The sequence below is a fragment of the Streptomyces sp. NPDC005374 genome (genome assembly GCF_042872225.1).
Taxonomy (GTDB): domain Bacteria; phylum Actinomycetota; class Actinomycetes; order Streptomycetales; family Streptomycetaceae; genus Streptomyces.
The window spans coordinates 41,765-63,285 of the sequence record NZ_JBIAKA010000017.1; the positions used below are offsets into that span (position 1 = coordinate 41,765).

Sequence of the window (21,521 nt, forward strand, 5' to 3'; positions counted from 1 at the left end):
ACCCTCCGCGCCGCGCCGGCCGTCCGGCACCGGGAGGTACTCCATGACCACCGCCGGAGACATCATGCACCGGGGCGCCCAGTGGATCCCCGCCCACGAGACCCTTGACCGCGCCGCCCAGCTGATGCGTGAACTCGGCGTCGGAGCCCTGCCCATCAGCGACGCGAACGAACGGCTGTGCGGCATCCTCACCGACCGCGACATCGTCATCGGCTGCGTCGCCATGGGCCACGACCCGGCCACGGTCACCGCCGGCGAGATGGCCCAGGGCACACCCCGCTGGATCGACGCGGGCGCCGATGTCGACGAGGTACTGCACGAGATGCGGGAACACCAGATCCGCAGGCTCCCCGTCATCGCCGACAAACGCCTGGTGGGCATGATCAGCGAGGCCGACCTGGCCCGGCATCTGACGGACGAGCAGATCGCCGGATGGGCCGAGAGCGTCTACGCACGCACCCCCACCACCCACTGACCCACCGCGCGGCCGGCCCCGGTCACAGCCAGCCGTTGCGCCGGAAGCCGCGGTACAGCACGCCGCACGCGACGGCTATCACACCCATGACCAACGGGTAGCCGAACGTCCAGTGCAGCTCCGGCATGTGATCGAAGTTCATGCCGTACACACCGCAGACCATCGTCGGAACGGCGATCACCGCGGCCCAGGCGGTGATCTTGCGCATGTCCTCGTTCTGCGCGACCGTCACCTGCGCCAGGTGGGCCTGCAGGATCGAGTTGAGCAGTTCGTCGAAGGCGGCGATCTGTTCCTTGGCGCGCAGCAGATGGTCGGAGACGTCTCGGAAGTACGCCTGTATCTCCGGGGCGACCACCTGGATCGGCCGGGTGGAGAGTTCCTCCAGCGGGCGGCTCAACGGGACCACCGCCCGCTTCAGCTCCAGGAGTTCACGCTTCAGCTGGTAGATGCGGCCCGCGTCGACCCGCCCGCCGTTCTCCGCGAACACCGCCATCTCGACCAGGTCGATGTCCGTCTGCATCGCGTCCGTGACGCGCAGATAGTCGTCGACGACATGGTCCGCGATCGCATGCAGCACCGCGGCCGGTCCCTTCGCGAGCTGCCGGGGGTCGGACTCCAGCTCCTCGCGCAACGGGCCCAGCGATCCGTGGCTGCCGTGCCGGACCGTGATCACGAAGTCCTGGCCGACGAACACCATGATCTCGCCGGTGTTGACCACCTCGCTCGTGGCCGTGAGCTCTTCGTGCTCCACATAACAGACCGTCTTGAACACCGCGAACAGGGTCTCGCCGTAACGCTCCACCTTGGGGCGCTGATGTGCCTCGACCGCGTCCTCGACGGCCAGCGGGTGCAGGTCGAAGAGGTCCGCAATGCCCTCGAACTCGTGGTTCGAGGGTTCGTGGAGGCCGAGCCAGACGAAACCGTCACGGGTCTTGCGCAGATGTTCCACGGTGTCGACGAGATCGCCGTCCGTGGGGACCCGCGCCCCCTCCTTGTAGGTCACGCAGTTGACCACCGAGGTGCCCAGCGGGGAGCGGGCATGGTGGCTCAGGTCGACGCGCGGGCGCCGCCGGGCCAGCCGGGCCACCTTGCTCAGGCCGCCGACCCTGCCGAGGCCCGTGACCTTTCGCAGATTCCCTGCCATGGACATCTGGATCTCCTCGCTTGGATCTCCGTGCGACGCGTTCCCGCGCCCTGGCGAGCCAGTTTGCCAGGTCGACGTAAGCGGCAGGTGAGCCTGTGGACAAGGCACCTTCCGCTTGGTTCCCGCCTGTGGACAACCCGGGTCCATCCGGAGAGGTGCAGGTTGTCCGTCGCGTCGCCCCCTTCCGACAAGCCCGGCAACTGGGATCATCGAGACATGACACGAACCGACGGGTACCTCCTCGACAACCGGCAGAGGGAGGCGGCGGAACGCTTCGACGCCTTCGCCACCCTCTTCGATCCCACGACCTTCCGGCACCTCGAAGGATTCGGTGTCGGGCCGGGCTGGCGCTGCTGGGAGGTCGGCGCCGGAGGCACGTCCGTGGTGTCCTGGCTGGCCAAGAAGGTCGGCCCGACCGGAAAGATCGTGGCGACCGACATCGACACCACCCGGCTCACCCCCGCGGCCCGCCCGCCGGTGGATGTACGCGTCCACGACGTGAGCGCCGAGGAACCGCCCGGGGAGGGCTTCGACCTGGTGCACGCCCGGCTCGTCCTCGTCCATGTGCCGGACCGGGAACGGGCGTTGCAGTCGATGATCAAGTCCCTGCGCCCCGGCGGACGACTCCTGCTGGAGGACGCCGACCCCGCCCTCCAGCCCCTGACCTGCCCCGACGAGTACGGCCCGGAGCAGCAGCTGGCGAACCGGCTGCGGCAGGGCTTCCGTCGACTGCTCGCCGACCGCGGCGCCGACCTCTCCTACGGCCGCACGCTTCCGCGGCTGCTCCGCGAGGCCGGTCTGCGCCAGGTGACGGCCGACGCGTACTTCCCGCTCGCCTCGCCGGCCTGCGCCGCCCTGGAGTCCGCCACGATCCGTCAGATCCGGGACCAGCTCGTCACGGCGGGCCTCGCCACGGACGAGGACATCGACCAGCACCTCGCCAACGTGGCCACCGGCACCATGGACCTGGCCACCGCTCCCCTCATCTCGGCATGGGGGCGCAAGGCATAGCAGGGGAGCGGGAGCCGGGCCGGCCGGCCCGGCGTCAGTCCGGCAGCGGAGGCCTCCCGCCCACCCGCTCCACCGCCAGCGCACCCGCCCGGCATCCCGCCGCCGCCGCGTCCTCGGGCCCGGCGCCCGCCAGCAGGGCGGCGAGAAACGCGCCCGTGAACGCGTCGCCCGCCCCGGTGGTGTCCCGGGGGGTCGCCGCCACGGCGGGTACCTGGGCGTACACGGCGCCGGACCGGGCGATCAGTGCTCCCTCGGCCCCTTGCTTGGCGACCACCAGCGGGACGTGGCGGCTCAGCTTGGCCGCCGCGTCCGCCGCGTCGGGCAGCCCGGTGAGCAGACACGCCTCGTCCCGGCTGGGCAAGAGGACGTCCACCCCCTCCACCAGGGAGAGGAAGCGGTCCACCCCCAGCTTTCGGAGGAAGCCCGCCGACGCCGGGTCCACACTCACCGGCACACCACGCGCGTGTGCCGACTCCAGGGCCACCGCCACCAGCGCCCGGCTCGGCTCCGAGAACAGGAGATATCCCGACAGATGCAGTCGCGCCACTCCGTCGAGCAGCGCGTCCGACCAGTCGTCCGGCTCCAGCCGCAGCGACGCCCCGCTGTCGGTGAGGAACGTCCGCTCGGCCGCCTCACCCGTGTCCACGAGGCAGATCACCGTTCCGGTCGGCGCCTCCGGATCGACGACGAGCCGCGGCCTCACCCCGCACGCGGACAGCTCCCGCTCGTGCCACGCGGCGGCCTCCGCGCCCACCCGTCCGAGCAGCCGCACCTCCGCACCGCCCTCGCGGGCGGCCCAGCAGGCCACGTTGGCGCCCGCCCCGCCCGGCACCGTGCGGATCGCCGCGACCGTGTCCGTCCCCGCGGCGAGAGGCCCCCGATGCTGGGCCACGATGTCCGTGATGACATCCCCGACGACCAGGAGGGCGCCTGCCGGATCAGCCGCGGCGGTGCCGGTCCGGTCCGTCGTCACGCCCCGGCCCAGGCCGCGGCGATCCGCCCCGCCAGCCGCACGTTGCCCCGTACCGCCGCCAGGTTGGCGTCCAGCGATGCACCGTCGGTGTGCCGCACCAGGTAGTCCAGCAGGAACGGTGTGACCCCCTGCCCGGTGACCCCCGCCTCCCCGCACGCGTGCAGCGCCTCCGCCAGCACCCGCGCGTGCAGCCCGGGGTCCAGCTGCTGCGCCTCGGGGACGGGATTGGCGACGATCAGCGAGGATCCGGGCGCATCGAGCGCGTCCTGGGCCCGCATCACGTCCGCCACCTGGTCCGGTGTGTTCAGCGTCCACTCCACAGGGTGTCCCGAGTCGGACAGATAGAAGCCCGGGAACCGGTCCGTGCCGTACCCGGCCACCGCGACCCCCAGGGTCTCCAGCCGCTGCAGGGTCGCGGGCACGTCCAGGATCGACTTCACCCCCGCGCACACCACGGTGATCCGTGTACGCGCCAGCAGACCGAGGTCGGCCGACTCGTCCTGTGTGACGGTCCACTCCCGGTGCACCCCGCCGAGCCCGCCGGTCGCGAACACCCGCACCCCGGCGAGGGCCGCCAGCTGGGCCGTAGCCGACACCGTGGTCGCCCCGCTCGCCCCGGTGGCCACCGCGAGCGGCAGATCGCGATGGCCGAGCTTGCGGATCCCGTCCTCGTTGGCGACCCGCTCCAACTGCTCCTTGTCCAGGCCGACATGGGGCCGCCCGTCCAGCACCGCGATCGTCGCCGGAACGGCTCCCTCCTGCCGTACGACGTCCTCCAGCTCCAGCGCCACCTGCAGGTTCCGCGGACGCGGCAGCCCGTGCGCGATGATCGTGGACTCCAGGGCCACCACGGGTCGACGCGCGTCGACTGCCTCGCGCACCTCTTCGGACATCACCAGCATCACGGGCCTGCCTTCTGTCGATCGGTCTTCCCTCATCTCTGGCAGGCGGCACGGCCGGTCAAACCCTTGCGGGCTGTGGAGGAGGACACCAGCCTGGGGTGCATGACGGACAACTCGATACGTCTCGACCATGTCGTGCTCTGGGTGGAGGACCCGGTGGCATCGGCCGGCTTCTACGAGAAGACGCTCGGCATGGAATCCCTGAGGATCACCGACTACGCCGCGGGGGCGGTGTCCTTCCCCTCCGTACGGCTCAACGACGAGACCATCTTCGACCTCATGCCGCTCACCATGGCGGAACACATGCACATGCTCCCCGGCGCCGCCGAGAGCGCGGGACACCCCGTCAATCATGTCTGCCTGGCCCTGCCCGCCGACGATTTCGAGACACTCCGCGCCCGCCTGGAGGAACGGTCCGTGCCTGTCTCGGACCTCTCCCACGACTCCTTCGGCGCCCGCGGAACGGCCCGGCGCAGCTTCTACTTCCGCGACCCGGACGGAAACGTCTTCGAGGCGCGTCACTACGACTGACGCGGGCGGGGGCCGCGCGTACGGGCGCGTGCGCGGCCCCCGCCGCACCGGAAGGCGTGTCAGACCGGCCGCACTCCGCTCAGTGCCCCGTGCGGGTCGAGCACGTACTTGCGGCTGGCGCCCTGGTCGAACTCGGCATAACCGCGCGGTGCGTCCTCCAGCCCGATGACCGTGGCGTTGACCGCCTTGGCGATGTGCACACGGCCGTGCAGGATCGCCATCATCAGGCTCCGGTTGTACTGCATCACCGGGCACTGCCCGGTGATGAAGCGGTGGCTCTTGGCCCAGCCGAGCCCGAGCCGCACCTTCAGCGTGCCGCTCTTCGCGTCCGCGTCGACCCCACCGGGGTCATCGGTGACGTACAGGCCCGGCACACCCAGCGCACCGCCCGCGCGTGTGACGCCCATCAGGGAGTTGAGGACGGTCGCGGGCGCCTCCGGGGCATCCTTGCCGTGGGCCCGTGCCTCGAAGCCCACCGCGTCGACCGCCGCGTCCACCTCGGGCTCCCCGAGGATCTGCGCGATCTGCTCCTCCACACCGCCCTGCGACACGTCGACGGTCTCGCAGCCGAAGCTCCGCGCCTGGGCGAGGCGCTCGGCGTTGAGATCACCGACGATGACCACGGCGGCGCCGAGCAGTTGCGCCGACGCGGCCGCCGCCAGACCCACCGGGCCCGCCCCGGCGACGTACACGGTGGAGCCGACGCCCGCGCCCGAACTCACCACACCGTGGAAGCCGGTCGGGAAGATGTCCGACAGCATGGTCAGATCGAGCAGCTTCTCGCGCGCCTCGTCCCGGTCGGGGAACTTCAGCAGGTTGAAGTCCGCGTACGGGACCATGGCGAACTCGGCCTGGCCGCCGACCCAGCCGCCCATGTCGACATAGCCGTAGGCCGCCCCCGGGCGGGAGGCGTTGACGTTCTGGCAGATGCCGGTCTTGCGCTCCTTGCAGTTGCGACAGCGCCCGCAGGCGATGTTGAACGGTACGGAGACGATGTCGCCGACCTCGATGAACTCGACGTCCGGCCCCCGTTCGACGACCTCTCCGGTGATCTCGTGTCCGAGGACCAGCCCTTCGGGCGCGGTCGTCCGCCCGCGCACCATGTGCTGGTCGCTTCCGCAGATGTTGGTGGCGAGGACCTTGAGGACGACCCCGTGCCGGCACTTCCTGCCGACAGCCTCGGGAGACACCCCCGGCCCGTCCTGGAGCTCGAGCGTGGGGTGGTCGACGGTCCTGACCTCCACGACGCCCGGCTTGAGATACGCGACTGCCCTGTTTCCGCTCATTTCTGATCGCCGTCCCTTCGACTCCGAGCCCTCGGATGCCAGCGGCTGTGCGCATGGCGGAGTCTGCTACCGCACCGCGCTTCCGACCAGCCGTCGCGCACGGACAGGCCGAACACCCCCCGAAGCCGTCACATCGCAGCGGCTCAGAACAGCGGCTCAGAACAGCGGCTCAGAACAGTGGTTCGGGCAGCACGCCCTCCAACGCGAGCAGCTTCCGCTTGGTCTCCAGACCGCCGCCGAACCCGCCGATACCGCCGTCGCGCTCGACGACCCGGTGACAGGGCACGACGACCGGCAGCGGGTTGGAACCCATGGCCACCCCCACGGCCTGGGCGGCACCGGGCTGACCCACCCGCCCCGCCAGATCGCCGTATCCGACGACCTGGCCGAACGCCACGCCGGACGCCAGCTCGCGCAGCACCTGCCGGTTGAAGCCCGAGCTCAGTGACCAGTCCAGGGGCAGCTCGAAGTCGTGTCGCTCACCCGCGAAGTACGCCTCGACCTGGCATATCGCCTCGGCCAGCAGCGGGGATCCGGGCGCCTCGACGGGCTCGGTGCCCAGCCGGGACGCGAGCCGCTCCAGCGCCTTGCCCCGCACCTCGTCGGTGGCGTGGAAGACGACGTTGACCAGACCCTCGTGGGTCGCGGCCAGCAGCAGCGGGCCGATGGCCGTGCCGACGACGGCCCACACGACCTGCTGCTCTTCCCGCCCATGGCTGTTCATGCGTCCCACGGTACGGGCCGTCACTGACAACCCCTCGTGACCTGCGCGGACGGACCGTCAGTCGGGCAGCGCGCGCCGCACCACATCGGGCTTGTTGCTAATGATGCCGTCCACGCCATACCCGGCGACGAGCCGGGCGGTGCGCGCGGTGTCCACGGTCCAGGTGAAGACCTTCAGCGGTGTGCCGTGCGGGCCCGTGAAGGCGTGCACGGCGGAGACGTAGGCAGCGGAGACGGAGCGGTACGACGGATTGATGTGGTCGGCGAACATCGCGTACGCGGGCAGGTCCGCCATGGCCGGGGTCCCGAGGAAGCCGGTCTTCACACCGGGCTTCAGGTGGTGGACGGTCCGCAGGGCGGTCGTGCTGAAGCTCTGCACGACCAGCCGGTCCCTGTGCCGCCGGTCCAGCCACCCCTCGTTGCTGAGGAGCTTGAGGGTCTCCCGCTCGACGCCCGGATACAGCTCCGGGTTCTTGAGTTCGAGCAGCAGCTTCTGATGGTGAAGATCGACTCGGTGCACGTACTGCTTCAGCGTCGGCACGCGCGCGCCCGCATAGGAGGCGCTGAACCAGCTGCCCGCGTCCAGGCGCGCGATCTCCGCGGCGGTGAAGTCCTTCACCTTCCAGGGCGCCCTGGAGGGGAAGACCTCCTCGACGTCGGTGGTGCGCTGGAGGCTGTCGTCGTGGAGGACGACGAGGGTGCCGTCCCTGGTGCGCTGGACGTCGTTCTCGACCCACACCGCGCCGAGCGCCGCGGCCCTGTCGACGGCGGCCAGGGTGTTCTCGGGGGCCAGGGCGGAGGCGCCCCGGTGGGCGATGACCGCGGGTGGTGTGCCGTCCCCGACGGCCCGGACGTCGGTTGCGGGAAGCAGGAGGGCGGCGGTTCCCAGGAACGCGGTGGTCATGGCGGTCGCTGCGCGCGCGTGCATACGTACTCCTCGCGTCGAGCAATCACGTACAGCACCACTCTGACAGCACCGGGTCAACGGCAGTGGGGTACAGAATGAGCACATCCTGAACGGGACCGTCCCAAGGCCGCTCACCGCGGCCGCACATCTGGGGCAAGGGCGTGTTTCTTTGCCGGAAAATCGTTCGACCATTCTGGTGGGGGTCATACTCTCTGCCTCGACCCCGACCGCTCGGCGGTGCTGGGAAGAGGCGCATTTTCAGTGAATTCCAGGACGTAAGAGGGCGGAAGGGCAGCCGCGCATGCAAGGCACGGTCGACGGATTCAGCTACGGACTCGTCACACCGCTGGTGGCCTACCTCATGGCCTGCCTCGGCGGTGCCCTCGGCCTGCGCTGCACCACCAGATCCATGCTGGTCAACCGGTCCTGGCGGCCCGGCTGGCTGGCTCTCGGCTCGGCGGCGATCGGCTCCGGCATCTGGACCATGCACTTCGTCGCGATGATGGGGTTCCAGGTCCGCCAGGCGCCGATCCACTACGACCGGTCGACCACGTTCGCGAGCCTCGGCGTCGCCATCGTCATGGTGGGTGTCGGCGTGTTCATCGTCGGCTACCGCGGGGCGCGCGGAACGGCCCTGATGACCGGCGGTGCCATCACCGGACTGGGCATCGCCTCGATGCACTACCTCGGCATGGCCGGGATGCGGCTGAACGGGCAGCTGGAGTACAACACGCTCACCGTCGCCGCCTCCGTGGTCATAGCCGTCGTCGCCGCCACCGCCGCACTGTGGGCCGCCGGTCAGGTCCGGGGGTTCCTGTGGAGCGTGGGCGCGAGCCTCGTCATGGGGCTCGCCGTCACGGGCATGCACTACACCGGCATGGCCGCCCTCAGCGTCCACGTGCACAACTCGTCCGCCCCCGTCGCGGGCGACTCGCCCGCTTCCCTGCTCGCGCCGATGATGATCGGTCCGCTCGCCTTCCTGCTGCTCGCGGGCGTCGTCGTGATGTTCGATCCGCTGATGGTGATGGGCAAGCCCGTGTGGTCACCCGTCGAGAACAAACCCGGTGTGCCCGCGCGAGAAATCGTCCAGCACCCCGCCGACCACCGCCCCGCACTCCGAACCCGCCGCGACCCGGCCCACCGCGACTCCCGGACCCCGCAGAACCGCTGACCCACCGGCTCCCGCGCCGCCCGGAACCCCTGATCCGGCCGCGTTGTCAGTGGGGGGTCGTACGGTGGACTCCATGCGGCCTGTTTCCCACATCGAACGCACGGTGGCGCCTTTCGAGGTCGTCAGCCCCTACCAGCCCAGCGGCGACCAGCCGGCGGCCATCGCCGAGCTGGCCAAGCGCATCGAGGCAGGTGAGAAGGACGTCGTCCTGCTCGGCGCGACCGGCACCGGAAAGTCCGCCACCACCGCGTGGATGATCGAGAAGCTCCAGCGCCCCACGCTCGTGATGGCCCCGAACAAGACACTCGCCGCCCAGCTGGCCAACGAGTTCCGCGAGCTGTTGCCGAACAACGCCGTCGAGTACTTCGTGTCGTACTACGACTACTACCAGCCCGAGGCGTACGTCCCGCAGTCGGACACCTACATCGAGAAGGACTCCTCGATCAACGAGGAGGTCGAGCGGCTGCGCCACTCCGCGACCAACTCCCTGCTCACCCGCCGTGACGTCGTCGTGGTCGCCTCCGTCTCCTGCATCTACGGCCTCGGCACCCCCCAGGAGTACGTGGACCGCATGGTCCCCCTCCGGGTCGGCGACGAGGTCGACCGCGACCAGCTGCTGCGCCGCTTCGTGGACATCCAGTACACGCGCAACGACCTGGCCTTCAGCCGGGGCACCTTCCGGGTCCGCGGCGACACCATCGAGATCTTCCCGGTCTACGAGGAACTCGCCGTCCGTATCGAGATGTTCGGCGACGAGATCGAGGCCCTTTCCACCCTTCACCCGCTCACCGGCGAGATCATCAGCGACGACGAGCACCTGTACGTCTTCCCGGCCTCCCACTACGTCGCCGGCCCCGAGCGCCTGGAGCGGGCCGCCAACGACATCGAGAAGGAGCTGGGCGAGCGCCTGACCGAGCTGGAGAAGCAGGGCAAGCTCCTGGAGGCCCAGCGGCTGCGCATGCGCACGACGTACGACCTGGAGATGCTCCGCCAGATCGGCTCCTGCTCCGGTGTCGAGAACTACTCGATGCACTTCGACGGCCGCGAGCCGGGCTCCCCGCCGAACACCCTGCTCGACTACTTCCCGGACGACTTCCTTCTCGTCATCGACGAGTCGCACGTCACGGTGCCGCAGATCGGCGCCATGTACGAGGGCGACGCCTCCCGCAAGCGCACCCTCGTGGACCACGGCTTCCGGCTGCCCTCCGCCCTGGACAACCGCCCCTTGAAGTGGGAGGAGTTCACGGAGCGCATCGGCCAGACCGTCTACCTGTCGGCGACGCCCGGCAAGTACGAGCTCTCGCGCGGAGACGGCGCCGTGGAGCAGATCATCCGCCCGACCGGCCTCGTCGACCCCGAGGTCGTCGTCAAGCCCACCGAGGGCCAGATCGACGACCTGGTGCACGAGATCCGCAAGCGCACCGAGAAGGACGAGCGCGTCCTGGTCACCACGCTCACCAAGAAGATGTCCGAGGACCTCACCGACTACTTCCTGGAGCTCGGCATCCAGGTCCGCTATCTGCACAGCGACGTCGACACCCTGCGCCGCATCGAGCTGCTGCGGGAGCTGCGCTCCGGCGAGTTCGACGTCCTGGTCGGCATCAACCTCCTGCGGGAGGGCCTCGACCTGCCCGAGGTGTCCCTGGTGGCCATCCTCGACGCCGACAAGGAGGGCTTCCTGCGCTCCGGCACCTCCCTGATCCAGACCATCGGCCGCGCGGCGCGCAACGTCTCCGGCGAGGTCCACATGTACGCCGACAAGATCACCCCGGCGATGGAGAAGGCCATCGAGGAGACCAATCGCCGCCGGGAGAAGCAGGTCGCGTACAACAAGGAGCGGGGCATCGATCCCCAGCCGCTGCGCAAGAAGATCAACGACATCGTCGCGCAGATCGCCCGCGAGGACGTGGACACCGAGCAACTGCTCGGCTCCGGCTATCGCAAGGGCAAGGACGGCAAGGCGCCCGTGCCCTCCCTCGGCGGCAAGGCGGCAGGCGGCAGAGCGGCCGGGGGCAGGGCCAAGGAGACCGTGCCGACCGACCGTCCGGCGGCCGACCTCGCGGCGCAGATCGAGGAGATGACCGCACGCATGCGTGCCGCCGCCGCCGACCTCCAGTTCGAGGTCGCGGCCCGGCTGCGCGACGAGGTCTCCGAGATGAAGAAGGAACTCCGTCAGATGAAGGAGGCGGGCCTGGCCTGACCTCCATCGCGCTGTGTTGCAAGACCGACACAAAGTGCGGTCCGAGGGGCGTCACCGGCAGCGGCCCTGCGTAGGGTTCTGGACAACCGCGGGCGCCGCGGCAACAGGGGACAGCAGCGAGAGGGGTTCGGCGCGTGACCGTCAACATGACCAAGGGTCAGGCCATCAGTCTGCAGAAGAACGACGGGGGCAGCCTGACCGCGGTGCGCATGGGCCTCGGCTGGCAGGCGGCCCCCCGGCGTGGCCTGTTCGGCTCGCGCACGCGGGAGGTCGACCTCGACGCCTCCGCTGTCCTGTTCGCGGACAAGCAGCCCGTCGACGTCGTCTTCTTCCGTCACCTGGTGAGTGACGACGGTTCGGTCAAGCACACCGGTGACAACCTCGTCGGCGGTGTCGGCCAGGGTGGGGACGACGAGGCGATCCTCGTCGACCTGGCCCGCGTCCCGGTCCACGTCGACCAGATCGTCTTCACCGTGAACTCCTTCACGGGCCAGACCTTCCAGGAGGTGCAGAACGCCTTCTGCCGCCTCGTCGACGAGACCAACGGCCAGGAACTCGCCCGCTACACGCTCGACGGGGGTGGCTCCTACACCGCCCAGATCATGGCGAAGGTGCACCGCACGGGCCCGGGCTGGACGCTGACGGCCCTCGGTACGCCGGCCAGCGGCCGGACCTTCCAGGACCTGATGCCGGCGATCCTGCCGCACCTGTAACGGCCCGCCGAGCGGCCCGACCGACACCACGACACAGGGGGACAAGGCGATGACGGCCGAGCTGGTGCGGGGGCAGAACCACCCGCTCTCCCAGGCCCGTCTCGAGATCCGGATCGCGGCCGGAACGCCGGTCGTGGCCGGAGCCACGCTCGGCGACGAGCACGGCAGGGTGCACGGCGTCGAGTGGGTTGCCCACCCGGGCGCCCCCACCCTGCCGGGTCTGGAGGTTCCCCGGCAGGCTGCCGCCGACCACCGTCTCGCGGTCGACCTCGGTGCCGTGCCCGAGGCCGTCCACCGGGTCCATGTGCTGCTCGCCCTGCCCGCGGTGGGCGGTCCCGGGTGCTTCGGCGCCGTCGCCGCCCCGTTCGTCGCGGTGACGGGCCTGGACGGCACCGAGCTCGCCAGCTACACCGTCACCGGCCTGGACGCCGAGTCGGCCGTCGTCGCGCTGGAGCTCTACCGTCGTCAGGGCGCCTGGAAGGTGCGTGCCGTGGGCCAGGGCTACGCGGGCGGTCTCGGCGAACTCCTCACCGACCAGGGCCTTCCCGAGGCCCGCCGGCTCGCGAACGGCATCCACGAGGCAGTGGCCCAAGGCCTGGCCCGCGCGGTACCGGTGGCTCCGCCGCTCACGGCGGGCGGCGACCGCCCCCGGCAGACGGCCACGCCCACACCGGGCCCGGACCAGGGGTCCTCCGCGGCCCACGGGGGCTCCGGCGCCGTACCGCCGCAGGCGCTGTCGCCGTACGGCACATCGTCACCGGACTCCCCACCACAGCCGTTGTCCGCGAACGGCGGCCCGGTCTCCGACGCCCCGCACGGGCCCGCGCACGCATCCGGCTCGGCCCAGCCACCGGCGCCCTCGGCCGGGGGCCCGATCGACTACAGCCACCCTCGGCGGCGGGACGCCGCCCCGCCCCCTCCGCCGCCCGTCGCGCCTCCCGCCCCGCCCGGGCAGCCCGCGCAGCCGGTCGCCGGGGACGCGACCGGCTGGTCCATGGACGAGCGGCTCTACAACCAGGTGTGGGGCATGTTCGAGGATCTGGCCCGCTCCACGGCCGCATACCGAAGTGCCGTCGACTTCGCCGACTCGCGCATGGAGAAGGAGCTCGACGCGGCGCTCGCCGACCCGCGCAGCCGGATCGGTGGGCAGGGTGACGCCGCGCGGGAGGCGGCCCGTGCCAAGCACGCCCAGCTCGTCGAACAGGCCCGCGCGGCCTACGACCGGGATCTCGGCCAGCTGACGGCCGAATCCGAGGTCGTCGAGCCCGCCCTGCCGCCGGCGTTCGCCCGCTGGGACAGCCCCGTCTGGCACGGCTACCGGGTGCCGTTCGAGGTGCCCATGGCCGTGCGCCTGGGTGATCTGCACCTGCCGGAGTGCGCCGAGCTGCGCATCCCCATGCTGGTCAGGCTGCCGCTGGAGCGCGGTCTGTGGATCGACAGCGGAGCCGTCGAATCCCTGGACGGCTCGTTCCTGGACGCCCACGAACTGCATCGCCTCGCCATGGACACGGCCGTGGCGATCGCGGCCAGGCTTCTCGCCGTGCACCCCTCCGGCGACTACACGCTGCACGTCATCGACCCGGCCGGCTCTGGAGCGCAGGCGCTCGCCCCGCTGGCGCGGACCGGCGTGCTCGCGGCCCCGCCCGCCGTCGGCGCCGCGGGCGTGGCGGACGTCCTGGCCCGGCTCACCCAGCGCGTCGACCTGGTGCAGATGGCGGTGCGCGGCGGCGCGGCCGACTCGCTCCCGCCCGGCCTCGACACCTCCGAGCAGCTGCTGATCGTCAACGACTTCCCGCACGGTTTCGACGACAGGGCCGTGACACAGCTGCGCTACCTCGCGGACGAGGGACCCTCCGTCGGCGTCCACCTGATGATGGTCGCGGACCGTGAGGAGGCCTCCGGCTACGGCCCCCTGCTGGACCCGCTGTGGCGCTCGCTGATGCGCCTGACCCCGGTGCCCGACGACCACCTCGCGGACCCGTGGGTCGGGCATGCCTGGACCTTCGAGCCGGCTTCCGTCCCGCCCGGGAGCCAGGTGCTCCAGCAGGTCCTGAGCCAGGTCGCGACGGCCCGTACCAAGTACACGTAAAGCCATCCCCACCTGCTATTTTGACCTTTCTTTTGCCAATCGCTTTACCTTTACTTGGTGATTGAGGTACGGTTGAAAGCACGGAGGGGAGTACTCCCTGTCGACCGCGGCGTACCCGTCAATACGGATCAGGCCTGATCCCGGGGCGTCGGCCCACCGTGGGTGGAAGAGACCTCCGGCAGCGCGACGACGCTGGTTACTTGCCGTTACGTATTGCCGGAGGAACTGTGGATGTTTCCGTGACCCTGTGGGTCCTTACCATCGTGGGCCTCGCCGCCCTCATCGCCGTCGACTTCTTCATCGGCCGCAAGCCGCACGACGTGTCCATCAAGGAAGCCGGTATCTGGACGGTCGTCTGGATCGCCCTGGCCGGCCTCTTCGGCCTCGGCCTGCTCGTCTTCGGTGGTGGCCAGGCCGGCGGAGAGTTCTTCGCGGGCTTCATCACCGAGAAGTCCCTGAGCGTGGACAACCTCTTCGTCTTCGTCCTGATCATGGCGAAGTTCGCGGTGCCCTCGCAGTACCAGCAGCGGGTGCTCCTCGTCGGTGTCCTCATAGCCCTGGTGCTGCGCGCGATCTTCATCGCCGCGGGCGCCGCCATCCTCGCCAGCTTCGCCTGGGTCTTCTACATCTTCGGTGCCTTCCTCATCTACACCGCCTGGAAGCTGATCCAGGAGGCCCGTGCCGACGACGACGATGAGGAGTTCGAGGAGAACAAGCTGCTCAAGGCCGCCGAGCGCAGGTTCGGTGTCGCCGACCGGTACCACGGCACCAAGCTGTGGATCGAGGAGAACGGCAAGCGGGTCATGACCCCGATGCTCGTCGTGATGCTTGCCATCGGCACCACCGACGTGCTGTTCGCGCTCGACTCGATCCCCGCGATCTTCGGCCTGACGCAGGACCCGTACATCGTCTTCACGGCCAACGCGTTCGCCCTGATGGGCCTGCGTCAGCTGTACTTCCTCATCGGCGGCCTGTTGAAGAAGCTGGTCCACCTCAGCTACGGCCTGTCGATCATCCTGGGCTTCATCGGCGTCAAGCTGGTGCTGCACGCCCTGCACGAGTCCGGGGTCCACGTCCCCGAGATCAGCATCCCGGTCTCGCTCGGCGTGATCTGCTCGGTCCTGATCGTCACCACGATCACCAGCCTGATGGCTACCAGGAAGCAGGCGGCGACCGAGGCGGCGCAGGCGGAGAGCGAAGGCGCCCCGAAGGACAGCATCGAGGCCTGACCACGGCCGACGTAGGAAGAACCACCACCGGGAGCGGAGTGCGGCGAATTGCCGGGCACCGCTCCCGGTGCTTGTTTGGTTCCAGAGCGCGTTCCCCGGCCCGGGGGCGCCGTTGCCGGCTGGAGACACTCATGAAGTTCGTGCAGGTCGTCAGTTTCGAGACAGAGCGCCTGGAAGAGATGCAACAGGTTCTGCAGGAGGCGGGGCAGCGCAACGCGGGCAAGCCGGGGGGCCCGACCTACCGCATGCTCCTGAAGGACCGCGACAACCCCAACCGCTATGCGGCGCTGCTCGAGTTCGAGTCGTACGACGAGGCCATGCGCAACAGCGACGACCCCGAGACGGGCCAACTGGCCGAACGGCTGGGCGCGCTGTGCATCGGCGACCGTGTCTACACCAACTACGACGTCCTGGAAGCGGGCGAGCTCAAGTAGCTCCTGGCGTAGTGCAAAGCCGGTTCGCCTCTGCGACGATCACTGCATGCTCGCGAGCCTCAGGAACCGGTGGACGTCCGCGGTGCCGGTGATCGCGGCCGTCCTGCTGGTGTTCACCTGGGGTCGCGATCTGCCCGGCGTGGTCGTGGCCCTCGTGACGCTGGTCCTCGCGGGGGCCGTGCTGGCTGCCGTCCACCACGCCGAGGTGGTCGCCCACCGGGTCGGTGAGCCCTTCGGATCGCTCGTCCTCGCCGTCGCCGTCACGATCATCGAGGTAGCCCTGATCGTCACCCTGATGGCGGACGGTGGCGACAAGAGTTCGACCCTGGCCAGGGACACGGTCTTCGCGGCCGTGATGATCACCTGCAACGGCATCGTCGGCATCAGCCTCCTGGTGGCCTCACTGCGCCACGGCACCGCGGTCTTCAACCCCGAGGGCACCGGCGCCGCCCTCGCCACCGTAGCCACCCTGGCCACGCTGAGCCTGGTGCTGCCGACGTTCACGACGAGCAAGCCGGGCCCGGAGTTCTCCACCACCCAGCTGACCTTCGCCGCTCTCTCCTCGCTGGTCCTGTACGGGCTGTTCGTGGCGACCCAGACCATACGGCACCGCGACTACTTCCTCCCGATCACCCGTCAGGGCGAGGTGATCACCGCCGACGACCACGCCGACGTGCCCACCGCCCGCGCCGCGGTGATCAGCCTGAGCCTGCTGGGTCTGGCCCTGATCGGCGTGGTCGGGCTGGCCAAGGGTGTCTCACCGACCATCGAGTCAGGGGTGGCCAAGGCCGGCCTCCCGCACGCCGTGGTCGGTGTGATCATCGCCCTGCTGGTGCTGCTCCCCGAGACCATCGCCGCACTGCGCTCCGCACGCCGTGACCGTGTGCAGACGAGTCTCAACCTCGCCCTCGGCTCGGCCATGGCCAGCATCGGCCTGACCATCCCCGCGGTCGCCCTGGCATCCGTCTGGCTCTCCGGCCCACTCGTCCTCGGCCTCGGCGCCACCCACATGGTGCTGCTCGCCCTGACCGTGGTGGTGAGCTCGCTGACGGTGGTCCCGGGCCGGGCGACACCGCTCCAGGGCGGTGTCCATCTGGTGCTGTTCGCGGCCTACTTGGAGCTGGCGATCAATCCATAGCCGGCTCCGCCACAGCCGTCACCGCCACGGGCACCGGCCGCGTCTCCGGCAGCAACGCGAAACACCCCAGACTGAGCAACGCGATCCCCGTCAGATACGCCCCCACACCCCAGGGCACCCGCCCGCCCTGCTCCACCAGCGCCGTCGCCACGATCGGCGTGAGCGCACCCCCGATCACCCCGCCGAGGTTGTAGCCGACCGCGGCACCCGTGCAGCGCACCCGCGGTTCGTACAGCTCCGGCAGATACGCGGCGATCACCGCGAACATCGTGATGAACGCGATCATCGCGCCCAGGAAGCCGACGAACATCCACAGCGGCTCGCCGGTCGCGAGCAGCGCCACCATCGGGAACATCCACACCGCGGCCGCCGCACATCCGGCCAGACACAAGGGCCGCCGCCCGTACCGGTCCCCGAGCAGCGCCGCCACCGGTGTGAGCGAGCCCTTCACCAGCACCGCGGCCATGATGCAGGACAGCATGACGGTACGGCTCACCCCGAGCCGCTCCGTCCCGTAGGCGAGGGACCAGGTCGTCACGGCGTAGAAGATCGCGTACCCGACGGCGAGTGCCCCGGCCGTCAGCAGAACGAGCCGCCAATGGTCGCGCGCCACCTCGACGAACGGCACACGCGCGTGGTCGTCGAGCTCCAGGAAGCCAGGGCTCTCCGTGAGCGAGGCGCGCAGCCACAGCCCCACCGTCGCCAGCACTCCGGCCGCCCAGAACGGCACCCGCCAGCCCCACTGCGCGAACTGCGCGTCGGACAGCGTGGCCGACAGCGTCAGCACCACCCCGTTGGCGAGCAGAAAGCCCAGCGCGGGACCCACCTGCGGGAAGCTCGTCCACAGCCCGCGCCGCTCGGCGGGCGCGTGCTCGGCGACCAGCAGGACGGCACCGCCCCACTCCCCGCCCAGCCCCAGACCCTGCAGAAAACGCAAGCCCAGGAGCAGGACGGGCGCCGCGACCCCGATCGTGTCGTACGTCGGCACACAACCGACCGCGACGGTGGCGGCGCCGGTCAGCAGCAGTGAGGCCACGAGCACCGGACGCCGTCCGTGCCGGTCCCCGATGTGCCCGAACAGCACCGAGCCGAGCGGCCGCGCGACGAACCCCACGCCGAACGTCCCGAAGGCGGCCAAAGTCCCCGCCACCGGCGAGAACGTCGGGAAGAACAGCGGCCCAAGGACCAGCGCCGCGGCCGTCCCGTAGACGAAGAAGTCGTAGAACTCGATGGCCGTTCCGGCGAGCGAGGCGGCCGCGAGCCGCGGCATGGAGGGCGCCCTTACGGTGCGTACGTCGTGCATGCCGCGTCAACCACCAGCAGCGAGAGGGGGTTACGGGAGCGCGCGGGCGTGATCAGTACGTGACGGTGATGCGCCGGGCGGGGCCGTCGACGCGGACGATTCCGCTGTAGGGGATGACGAGTTGGGGATCGGTGTGCGTCACGCCGGGAGCATACGGCCCGTACGGCGAGCGCGGCGCCGTGATAAACCGGGGTCTGAGCAGCCCGCCTTCACCGGACCGGAGGAACCGTGCCCCGCACCCTGGCCAACGCCCCGATCATGATCCTCAACGGCCCCAACCTGAACCTGCTCGGTCAGCGTCAGCCGGAGATCTACGGCAAGGACACCCTGGCCGACGTCGAGGCCCTGTGCGCCAAAGCGGCCGCCGCGCACGGCGGCACGGTGGACTTCCGGCAGTCCAACCACGAGGGCGAGCTGGTCGACTGGATCCACGAGGCGCGGCTCGGCCACTGCGGGATCGTCATCAACCCCGGTGCCTACTCGCACACGTCGGTCGCCATCCTGGACGCGCTCAACACCTGTGACGGGCTGCCGGTGCTGGAGGTGCACATCTCCAACATCCACAAGCGCGAGTCCTTCCGGCACCACTCCTACGTCTCGCTGCGCGCCGACGGCGTCATCGCGGGATGCGGGGTGCAGGGCTACGTGTTCGGCGTGGAGCGGGTCGCGGCGCTGGCGGGGCCGGCCCGGTCCGACGTGTAAGGACCGCTGTCCTGGGCGCGCGGTCCTTACAGCTCCTACAGACGCCCCGCTTCCACGATCCGTCGCAGGAAGCGCTGGGTGCGCTCCTCCTGCGGGTCGCCGAAGATCTGCTCGGCCGTTCCGTGCTCCAGCACCACACCCGCGTCCAGAAAACAGACCTGGTCGGCGACCTCGCGCGCGAAACCCATCTCGTGCGTGGCCAGCACCATGGTCATGCCGTCGCCCTTCAGGTCGCGCACGACGTTCAGCACCTCGCCCACCAGCTCCGGATCGAGGGCCGCGGTGATCTCGTCGAGCAGCAGCAGCCGGGGCCGCACGGCGAGGGCCCGTACGATCGCCACACGCTGCTGCTGACCGCCGCTGAGCCGGTCGGGGTACTCGCCCGACTTCCCGGCGAGCCCGAGCCGCTCCAGGAGCTCACGAGCGTGCCCCTCGGCCTCCGCGCGGGTCACGCCGTGCACGCGGCGCGGGGCCAGCGTGATGTTCTCCAGGACCGTCATGTGCGGAAAGAGGTTGTACGCCTGGAAGACCACGCCGATACGGCGCCGTACCGCGTCCTGGTCGACGCGCGGATCGGTGATCTCCTCGTCGTCCAGCCAGATGGCGCCGTCGTCGATCTCCTCGAGGAGGTTGGCGCAGCGCAGCAGTGTCGACTTGCCCGAGCCGGAGGCGCCGATCAGGGCGGTCACCGTGTGTGGGGCGACCTCCAGGTCGACGTCCCGCAGCACGACCGTGTCGCCGAAGGTCTTGCGGACGGACTCCATCCGCAGCACCGGTGCGTCACTCATGCGATCCCTCCCTGGGCCCGCCGGCGGTCCATCCGTGCCGTCACCCAGTCCGTGAACCGGGTCATCGGGATGGTCAGCGCCACGAACACCAGACCCGCGACGATGTAGGGCGTGTAGTTGAGGCTGCGCCCGACGATGATGTCGGCGGCCCGTACGGCGTCGATCGCGCCGCCGATCGACACGAGGCCGGTGTCCTTCTGGAGGGACACCAGGTCGTTCAGCAGGGGCGGCACCTGGCGGCGTACCGCCTGCGGCAGCACCACGTACCGCAGCGCCTGCCGGTTGGAGAGCCCGAGCGAGCGGGCCGCGGCGCGCTGCGAGGGGTGCACGGACTCGATGCCGGCGCGGAACACCTCGGCCACGTACGCCGAGTACGTCAGTGTGAGCGCCGTGCCGCCCAGCCACACCGGGTCGACCGTCACGCCCTGGAGCCGCAGCGCCGGGACGCCCAGGACGACGATCATGAGGTTGATGATGAGCGGAAGGCCGCGGAAGAAGTCCGTGTAGGCGGCGGCCAGGAAGCGCAACGGGAAGAACACCGGGCCGCGCAGCGTGCGCGCGATGGCGATCAGCATGCCGAGCACCAGCACGGCCACACCGCAGATCAGCAGCAGCCGGACGTTCAGCCACAGCCCTTCGAGGACCTTCGGGAACGCCTCGCGCGCGTACTGCCCGTTGAAGAACGTCTCCTTGGTGCGCGGCCAGCCGGGCGCGCTGACGACGACCAGGTAGAGAACCACGGCGGTGACCAGGGTCGAGACCGCGGCGATCGCCGTCGCGCGGCGGGCGCGGGCGCGCTTGAGACGCTCTCGCTCGATCCGCCGCTGCGACGGTGTGTACGAGTCGCCGGTGTCTTCCTTGCCGGACTCGTCCTTCGTGAGCGTCACTTGAGCACCGGGGCGTCGACGGCGTCCGACAGCCACTGCTTTTCCAGCTTGGCGAGCGTGCCGTCCTTGCGCAGCGTGTCCACGGCGGCCGTCACGCAGGAGGTGAGCGCGCTGCCCTTGTCGAGCACGAGCCCGAACTGCTCCGGCGTACCGCCCTGGTTCTCGAACTGCCCGACGATCGTGCCGTCCGTCACCTCGGCCGCCGTGATGTAGAAGGCGGTCGGCAGGTCGACGACGATGGCGTCCACCTGCTTGTTCTCCAGCGCGGACTTGGCCTGGTCGTTCTTGGCGTACGCGGCGGCCTCCCGGGTCGGCTTCACCACGTCCTCGATGTAGTTGAGGCTGGTCGTGCCGACCTGGGCGCCCAGCTTGAGGCCCTTCAGATCCGCGATGCTCGTCGCTTTGGCGGCCTTGGAACCCTTGAGTGCGATGACGGCCTGGCGCACGTCGTAGTAGCCGGAGGAGAAGTCCACGGCCTTCTTGCGCTCGGCGCTGATCGACACCTGGTTGATGTCGAAGTCGAAGGTCTTCTCCCCGGGCGCGAAGGCCTTGTTGAAGGGGACGCTCTGCCAGACGACGGCGCTCTTGTCGTAACCGAGCTGCTTCGCCACGGCGTAGGCGACGGCCGACTCGAAGCCCTTGCCGTTGGCGGGCTTGTCGTCCTTGAACCACGGCTCGTACGCGGGCTCGTCGGTCGCGATCGTCAGCTTGCCGGAGCTCCGGGTGGCCAACTTGCCCTTGGCGCACGTGGTGCCGGTCGACGCCGAGGCCTTGGCGTTCGCGTCGTCCTCCGGCTGCGGAGCACAGCCGACGGCGGTGGCGAGCAGGGCGATGGATGTCGCGGCGGCGGCGCGGCGCAGGGTGCGAGGGGCGATGTGCATGGCGGGAGAGTGACAGTCCACTGTCCCGTTTGTC

At 70.1% G+C, this 21,521-nt stretch carries 21 protein-coding genes; 11 read left to right on the forward strand and 10 right to left on the reverse strand.

Going from position 1 to position 21,521, the window contains the following annotated elements; all coding sequences use genetic code 11:
* Nucleotides 1-43: 43 nt before the first annotated feature.
* On the forward strand, nt 44-475 hold the full coding sequence (locus tag ACFYRX_RS35195; RefSeq protein ID WP_389108857.1) for a CBS domain-containing protein: 432 nt from the start codon (nt 44-46) through the stop codon (nt 473-475).
* A gap of 22 nt (nt 476-497) precedes the next feature.
* On the opposite strand, the gene ACFYRX_RS35200 is transcribed toward ACFYRX_RS35195, so the two are convergent.
* Nucleotides 498-1,625 carry a magnesium and cobalt transport protein CorA gene (locus ACFYRX_RS35200; protein ID WP_389108860.1) on the reverse strand — a complete coding sequence of 376 codons (1,128 nt, stop codon included), beginning with the start codon at nt 1,623-1,625 and terminating at the stop codon, nt 498-500.
* 210 nt (nt 1,626-1,835) lie between these two features.
* Between ACFYRX_RS35200 and ACFYRX_RS35205 the strand changes: the two genes are divergently transcribed.
* Entirely contained in the window at nt 1,836-2,630 is a 795-nt protein-coding gene (locus ACFYRX_RS35205; RefSeq protein ID WP_389108862.1) for a methyltransferase domain-containing protein, read from the forward strand.
* Between the two features lie 34 nt (nt 2,631-2,664).
* On the opposite strand, the gene ACFYRX_RS35210 is transcribed toward ACFYRX_RS35205, so the two are convergent.
* Nucleotides 2,665-3,603, reverse strand: a complete 939-nt coding sequence (locus tag ACFYRX_RS35210) for a carbohydrate kinase family protein (protein ID WP_389108864.1) — start codon at nt 3,601-3,603, stop codon at nt 2,665-2,667.
* The gene (locus ACFYRX_RS35215) at nt 3,600-4,508 is read right to left on the reverse strand and encodes a pseudouridine-5'-phosphate glycosidase (RefSeq protein ID WP_389108867.1); all 909 of its coding nucleotides are present in this window, start codon (nt 4,506-4,508) and stop codon (nt 3,600-3,602) included. The genes ACFYRX_RS35210 and ACFYRX_RS35215 overlap by 4 nt, the downstream gene beginning before the upstream one ends.
* 99 nt (nt 4,509-4,607) lie before the next feature.
* Here ACFYRX_RS35215 and ACFYRX_RS35220 point away from each other — a divergent pair, with 99 nt between their 5' ends.
* The gene (locus ACFYRX_RS35220) at nt 4,608-5,036 is read left to right on the forward strand and encodes a VOC family protein (protein WP_389108869.1); all 429 of its coding nucleotides are present in this window, start codon (nt 4,608-4,610) and stop codon (nt 5,034-5,036) included.
* A 59-nt stretch (nt 5,037-5,095) separates the two neighbouring features.
* Here ACFYRX_RS35220 and fdhA read toward each other — a convergent pair whose 3' ends face one another.
* The 3 genes from fdhA to ACFYRX_RS35235 all read right to left on the reverse strand — a co-directional run bounded on the left by fdhA (nt 5,096) and on the right by ACFYRX_RS35235 (nt 7,973).
* Complete coding sequence (gene fdhA / locus ACFYRX_RS35225) at nt 5,096-6,322, reverse strand: formaldehyde dehydrogenase, glutathione-independent (protein ID WP_389108871.1); 1,227 nt, start codon at nt 6,320-6,322, stop codon at nt 5,096-5,098.
* 169 nt (nt 6,323-6,491) lie between these two features.
* Nucleotides 6,492-7,046 (reverse strand): methylated-DNA--[protein]-cysteine S-methyltransferase, encoded by a 555-nt coding sequence (locus ACFYRX_RS35230; RefSeq protein ID WP_389108874.1) that lies wholly within the window; start codon nt 7,044-7,046, stop codon nt 6,492-6,494.
* A gap of 57 nt (nt 7,047-7,103) precedes the next feature.
* Nucleotides 7,104-7,973 carry a glycerophosphodiester phosphodiesterase gene (locus tag ACFYRX_RS35235; RefSeq protein ID WP_389108877.1) on the reverse strand — a complete coding sequence of 290 codons (870 nt, stop codon included), beginning with the start codon at nt 7,971-7,973 and terminating at the stop codon, nt 7,104-7,106.
* A 280-nt stretch (nt 7,974-8,253) separates the two neighbouring features.
* On the opposite strand from ACFYRX_RS35235, the gene ACFYRX_RS35240 reads away from it, so the two are divergent.
* The 7 genes from ACFYRX_RS35240 (at nt 8,254) to ACFYRX_RS35270 (ending at nt 16,926) form a co-directional block, all read left to right on the forward strand.
* Nucleotides 8,254-9,123, forward strand: a complete 870-nt coding sequence (locus tag ACFYRX_RS35240; protein WP_389108880.1) for an MHYT domain-containing protein — start codon at nt 8,254-8,256, stop codon at nt 9,121-9,123.
* 73 nt (nt 9,124-9,196) lie between these two features.
* Nucleotides 9,197-11,323 carry an excinuclease ABC subunit UvrB gene (gene uvrB, locus ACFYRX_RS35245; RefSeq protein WP_389108882.1) on the forward strand — a complete coding sequence of 709 codons (2,127 nt, stop codon included), beginning with the start codon at nt 9,197-9,199 and terminating at the stop codon, nt 11,321-11,323.
* Nucleotides 11,324-11,457: 134 nt separating this feature from the next.
* On the forward strand, nt 11,458-12,036 hold the full coding sequence (locus tag ACFYRX_RS35250; RefSeq protein WP_389108885.1) for a TerD family protein: 579 nt from the start codon (nt 11,458-11,460) through the stop codon (nt 12,034-12,036).
* Nucleotides 12,037-12,085: 49 nt separating this feature from the next.
* Complete coding sequence (locus ACFYRX_RS35255) at nt 12,086-14,125, forward strand: TerD family protein (RefSeq protein ID WP_389108888.1); 2,040 nt, start codon at nt 12,086-12,088, stop codon at nt 14,123-14,125.
* Nucleotides 14,126-14,352: 227 nt separating this feature from the next.
* Entirely contained in the window at nt 14,353-15,354 is a 1,002-nt protein-coding gene (locus ACFYRX_RS35260; RefSeq protein ID WP_389108891.1) for a TerC/Alx family metal homeostasis membrane protein, read from the forward strand.
* Nucleotides 15,355-15,485: 131 nt separating this feature from the next.
* A complete protein-coding gene (locus ACFYRX_RS35265) occupies nt 15,486-15,788 on the forward strand; it encodes a hypothetical protein (protein WP_389108894.1) in 303 nt (100 codons plus the stop codon).
* A 46-nt stretch (nt 15,789-15,834) separates the two neighbouring features.
* Entirely contained in the window at nt 15,835-16,926 is a 1,092-nt protein-coding gene (locus ACFYRX_RS35270) for a calcium:proton antiporter (RefSeq protein ID WP_389108896.1), read from the forward strand.
* Here the strand turns inward: ACFYRX_RS35270 and ACFYRX_RS35275 are convergent.
* Nucleotides 16,916-18,229: an MFS transporter gene (locus ACFYRX_RS35275; RefSeq protein ID WP_389108899.1), complete on the reverse strand. Its 1,314-nt coding sequence runs from the start codon at nt 18,227-18,229 to the stop codon at nt 16,916-16,918. The genes ACFYRX_RS35270 and ACFYRX_RS35275 overlap by 11 nt on opposite strands.
* 228 nt (nt 18,230-18,457) lie before the next feature.
* Here ACFYRX_RS35275 and aroQ point away from each other — a divergent pair, with 228 nt between their 5' ends.
* The gene (aroQ, locus tag ACFYRX_RS35280; protein ID WP_389108902.1) at nt 18,458-18,931 is read left to right on the forward strand and encodes a type II 3-dehydroquinate dehydratase; all 474 of its coding nucleotides are present in this window, start codon (nt 18,458-18,460) and stop codon (nt 18,929-18,931) included.
* 35 nt (nt 18,932-18,966) lie between these two features.
* Here the strand turns inward: aroQ and ACFYRX_RS35285 are convergent, their stop codons facing one another.
* The 3 genes from ACFYRX_RS35285 to ACFYRX_RS35295 are packed head-to-tail and all read right to left on the reverse strand — an operon-like array spanning nt 18,967 to nt 21,487.
* Nucleotides 18,967-19,719 carry an amino acid ABC transporter ATP-binding protein gene (locus tag ACFYRX_RS35285; RefSeq protein WP_389108905.1) on the reverse strand — a complete coding sequence of 251 codons (753 nt, stop codon included), beginning with the start codon at nt 19,717-19,719 and terminating at the stop codon, nt 18,967-18,969.
* A complete protein-coding gene (locus ACFYRX_RS35290) occupies nt 19,716-20,606 on the reverse strand; it encodes an amino acid ABC transporter permease (RefSeq protein ID WP_389108908.1) in 891 nt (296 codons plus the stop codon). The genes ACFYRX_RS35285 and ACFYRX_RS35290 overlap by 4 nt, the downstream gene beginning before the upstream one ends.
* Nucleotides 20,603-21,487: an ABC transporter substrate-binding protein gene (locus tag ACFYRX_RS35295; RefSeq protein WP_389108911.1), complete on the reverse strand. Its 885-nt coding sequence runs from the start codon at nt 21,485-21,487 to the stop codon at nt 20,603-20,605. The genes ACFYRX_RS35290 and ACFYRX_RS35295 overlap by 4 nt, the downstream gene beginning before the upstream one ends.
* Between the last annotated feature and the right edge of the window lie 34 nt (nt 21,488-21,521).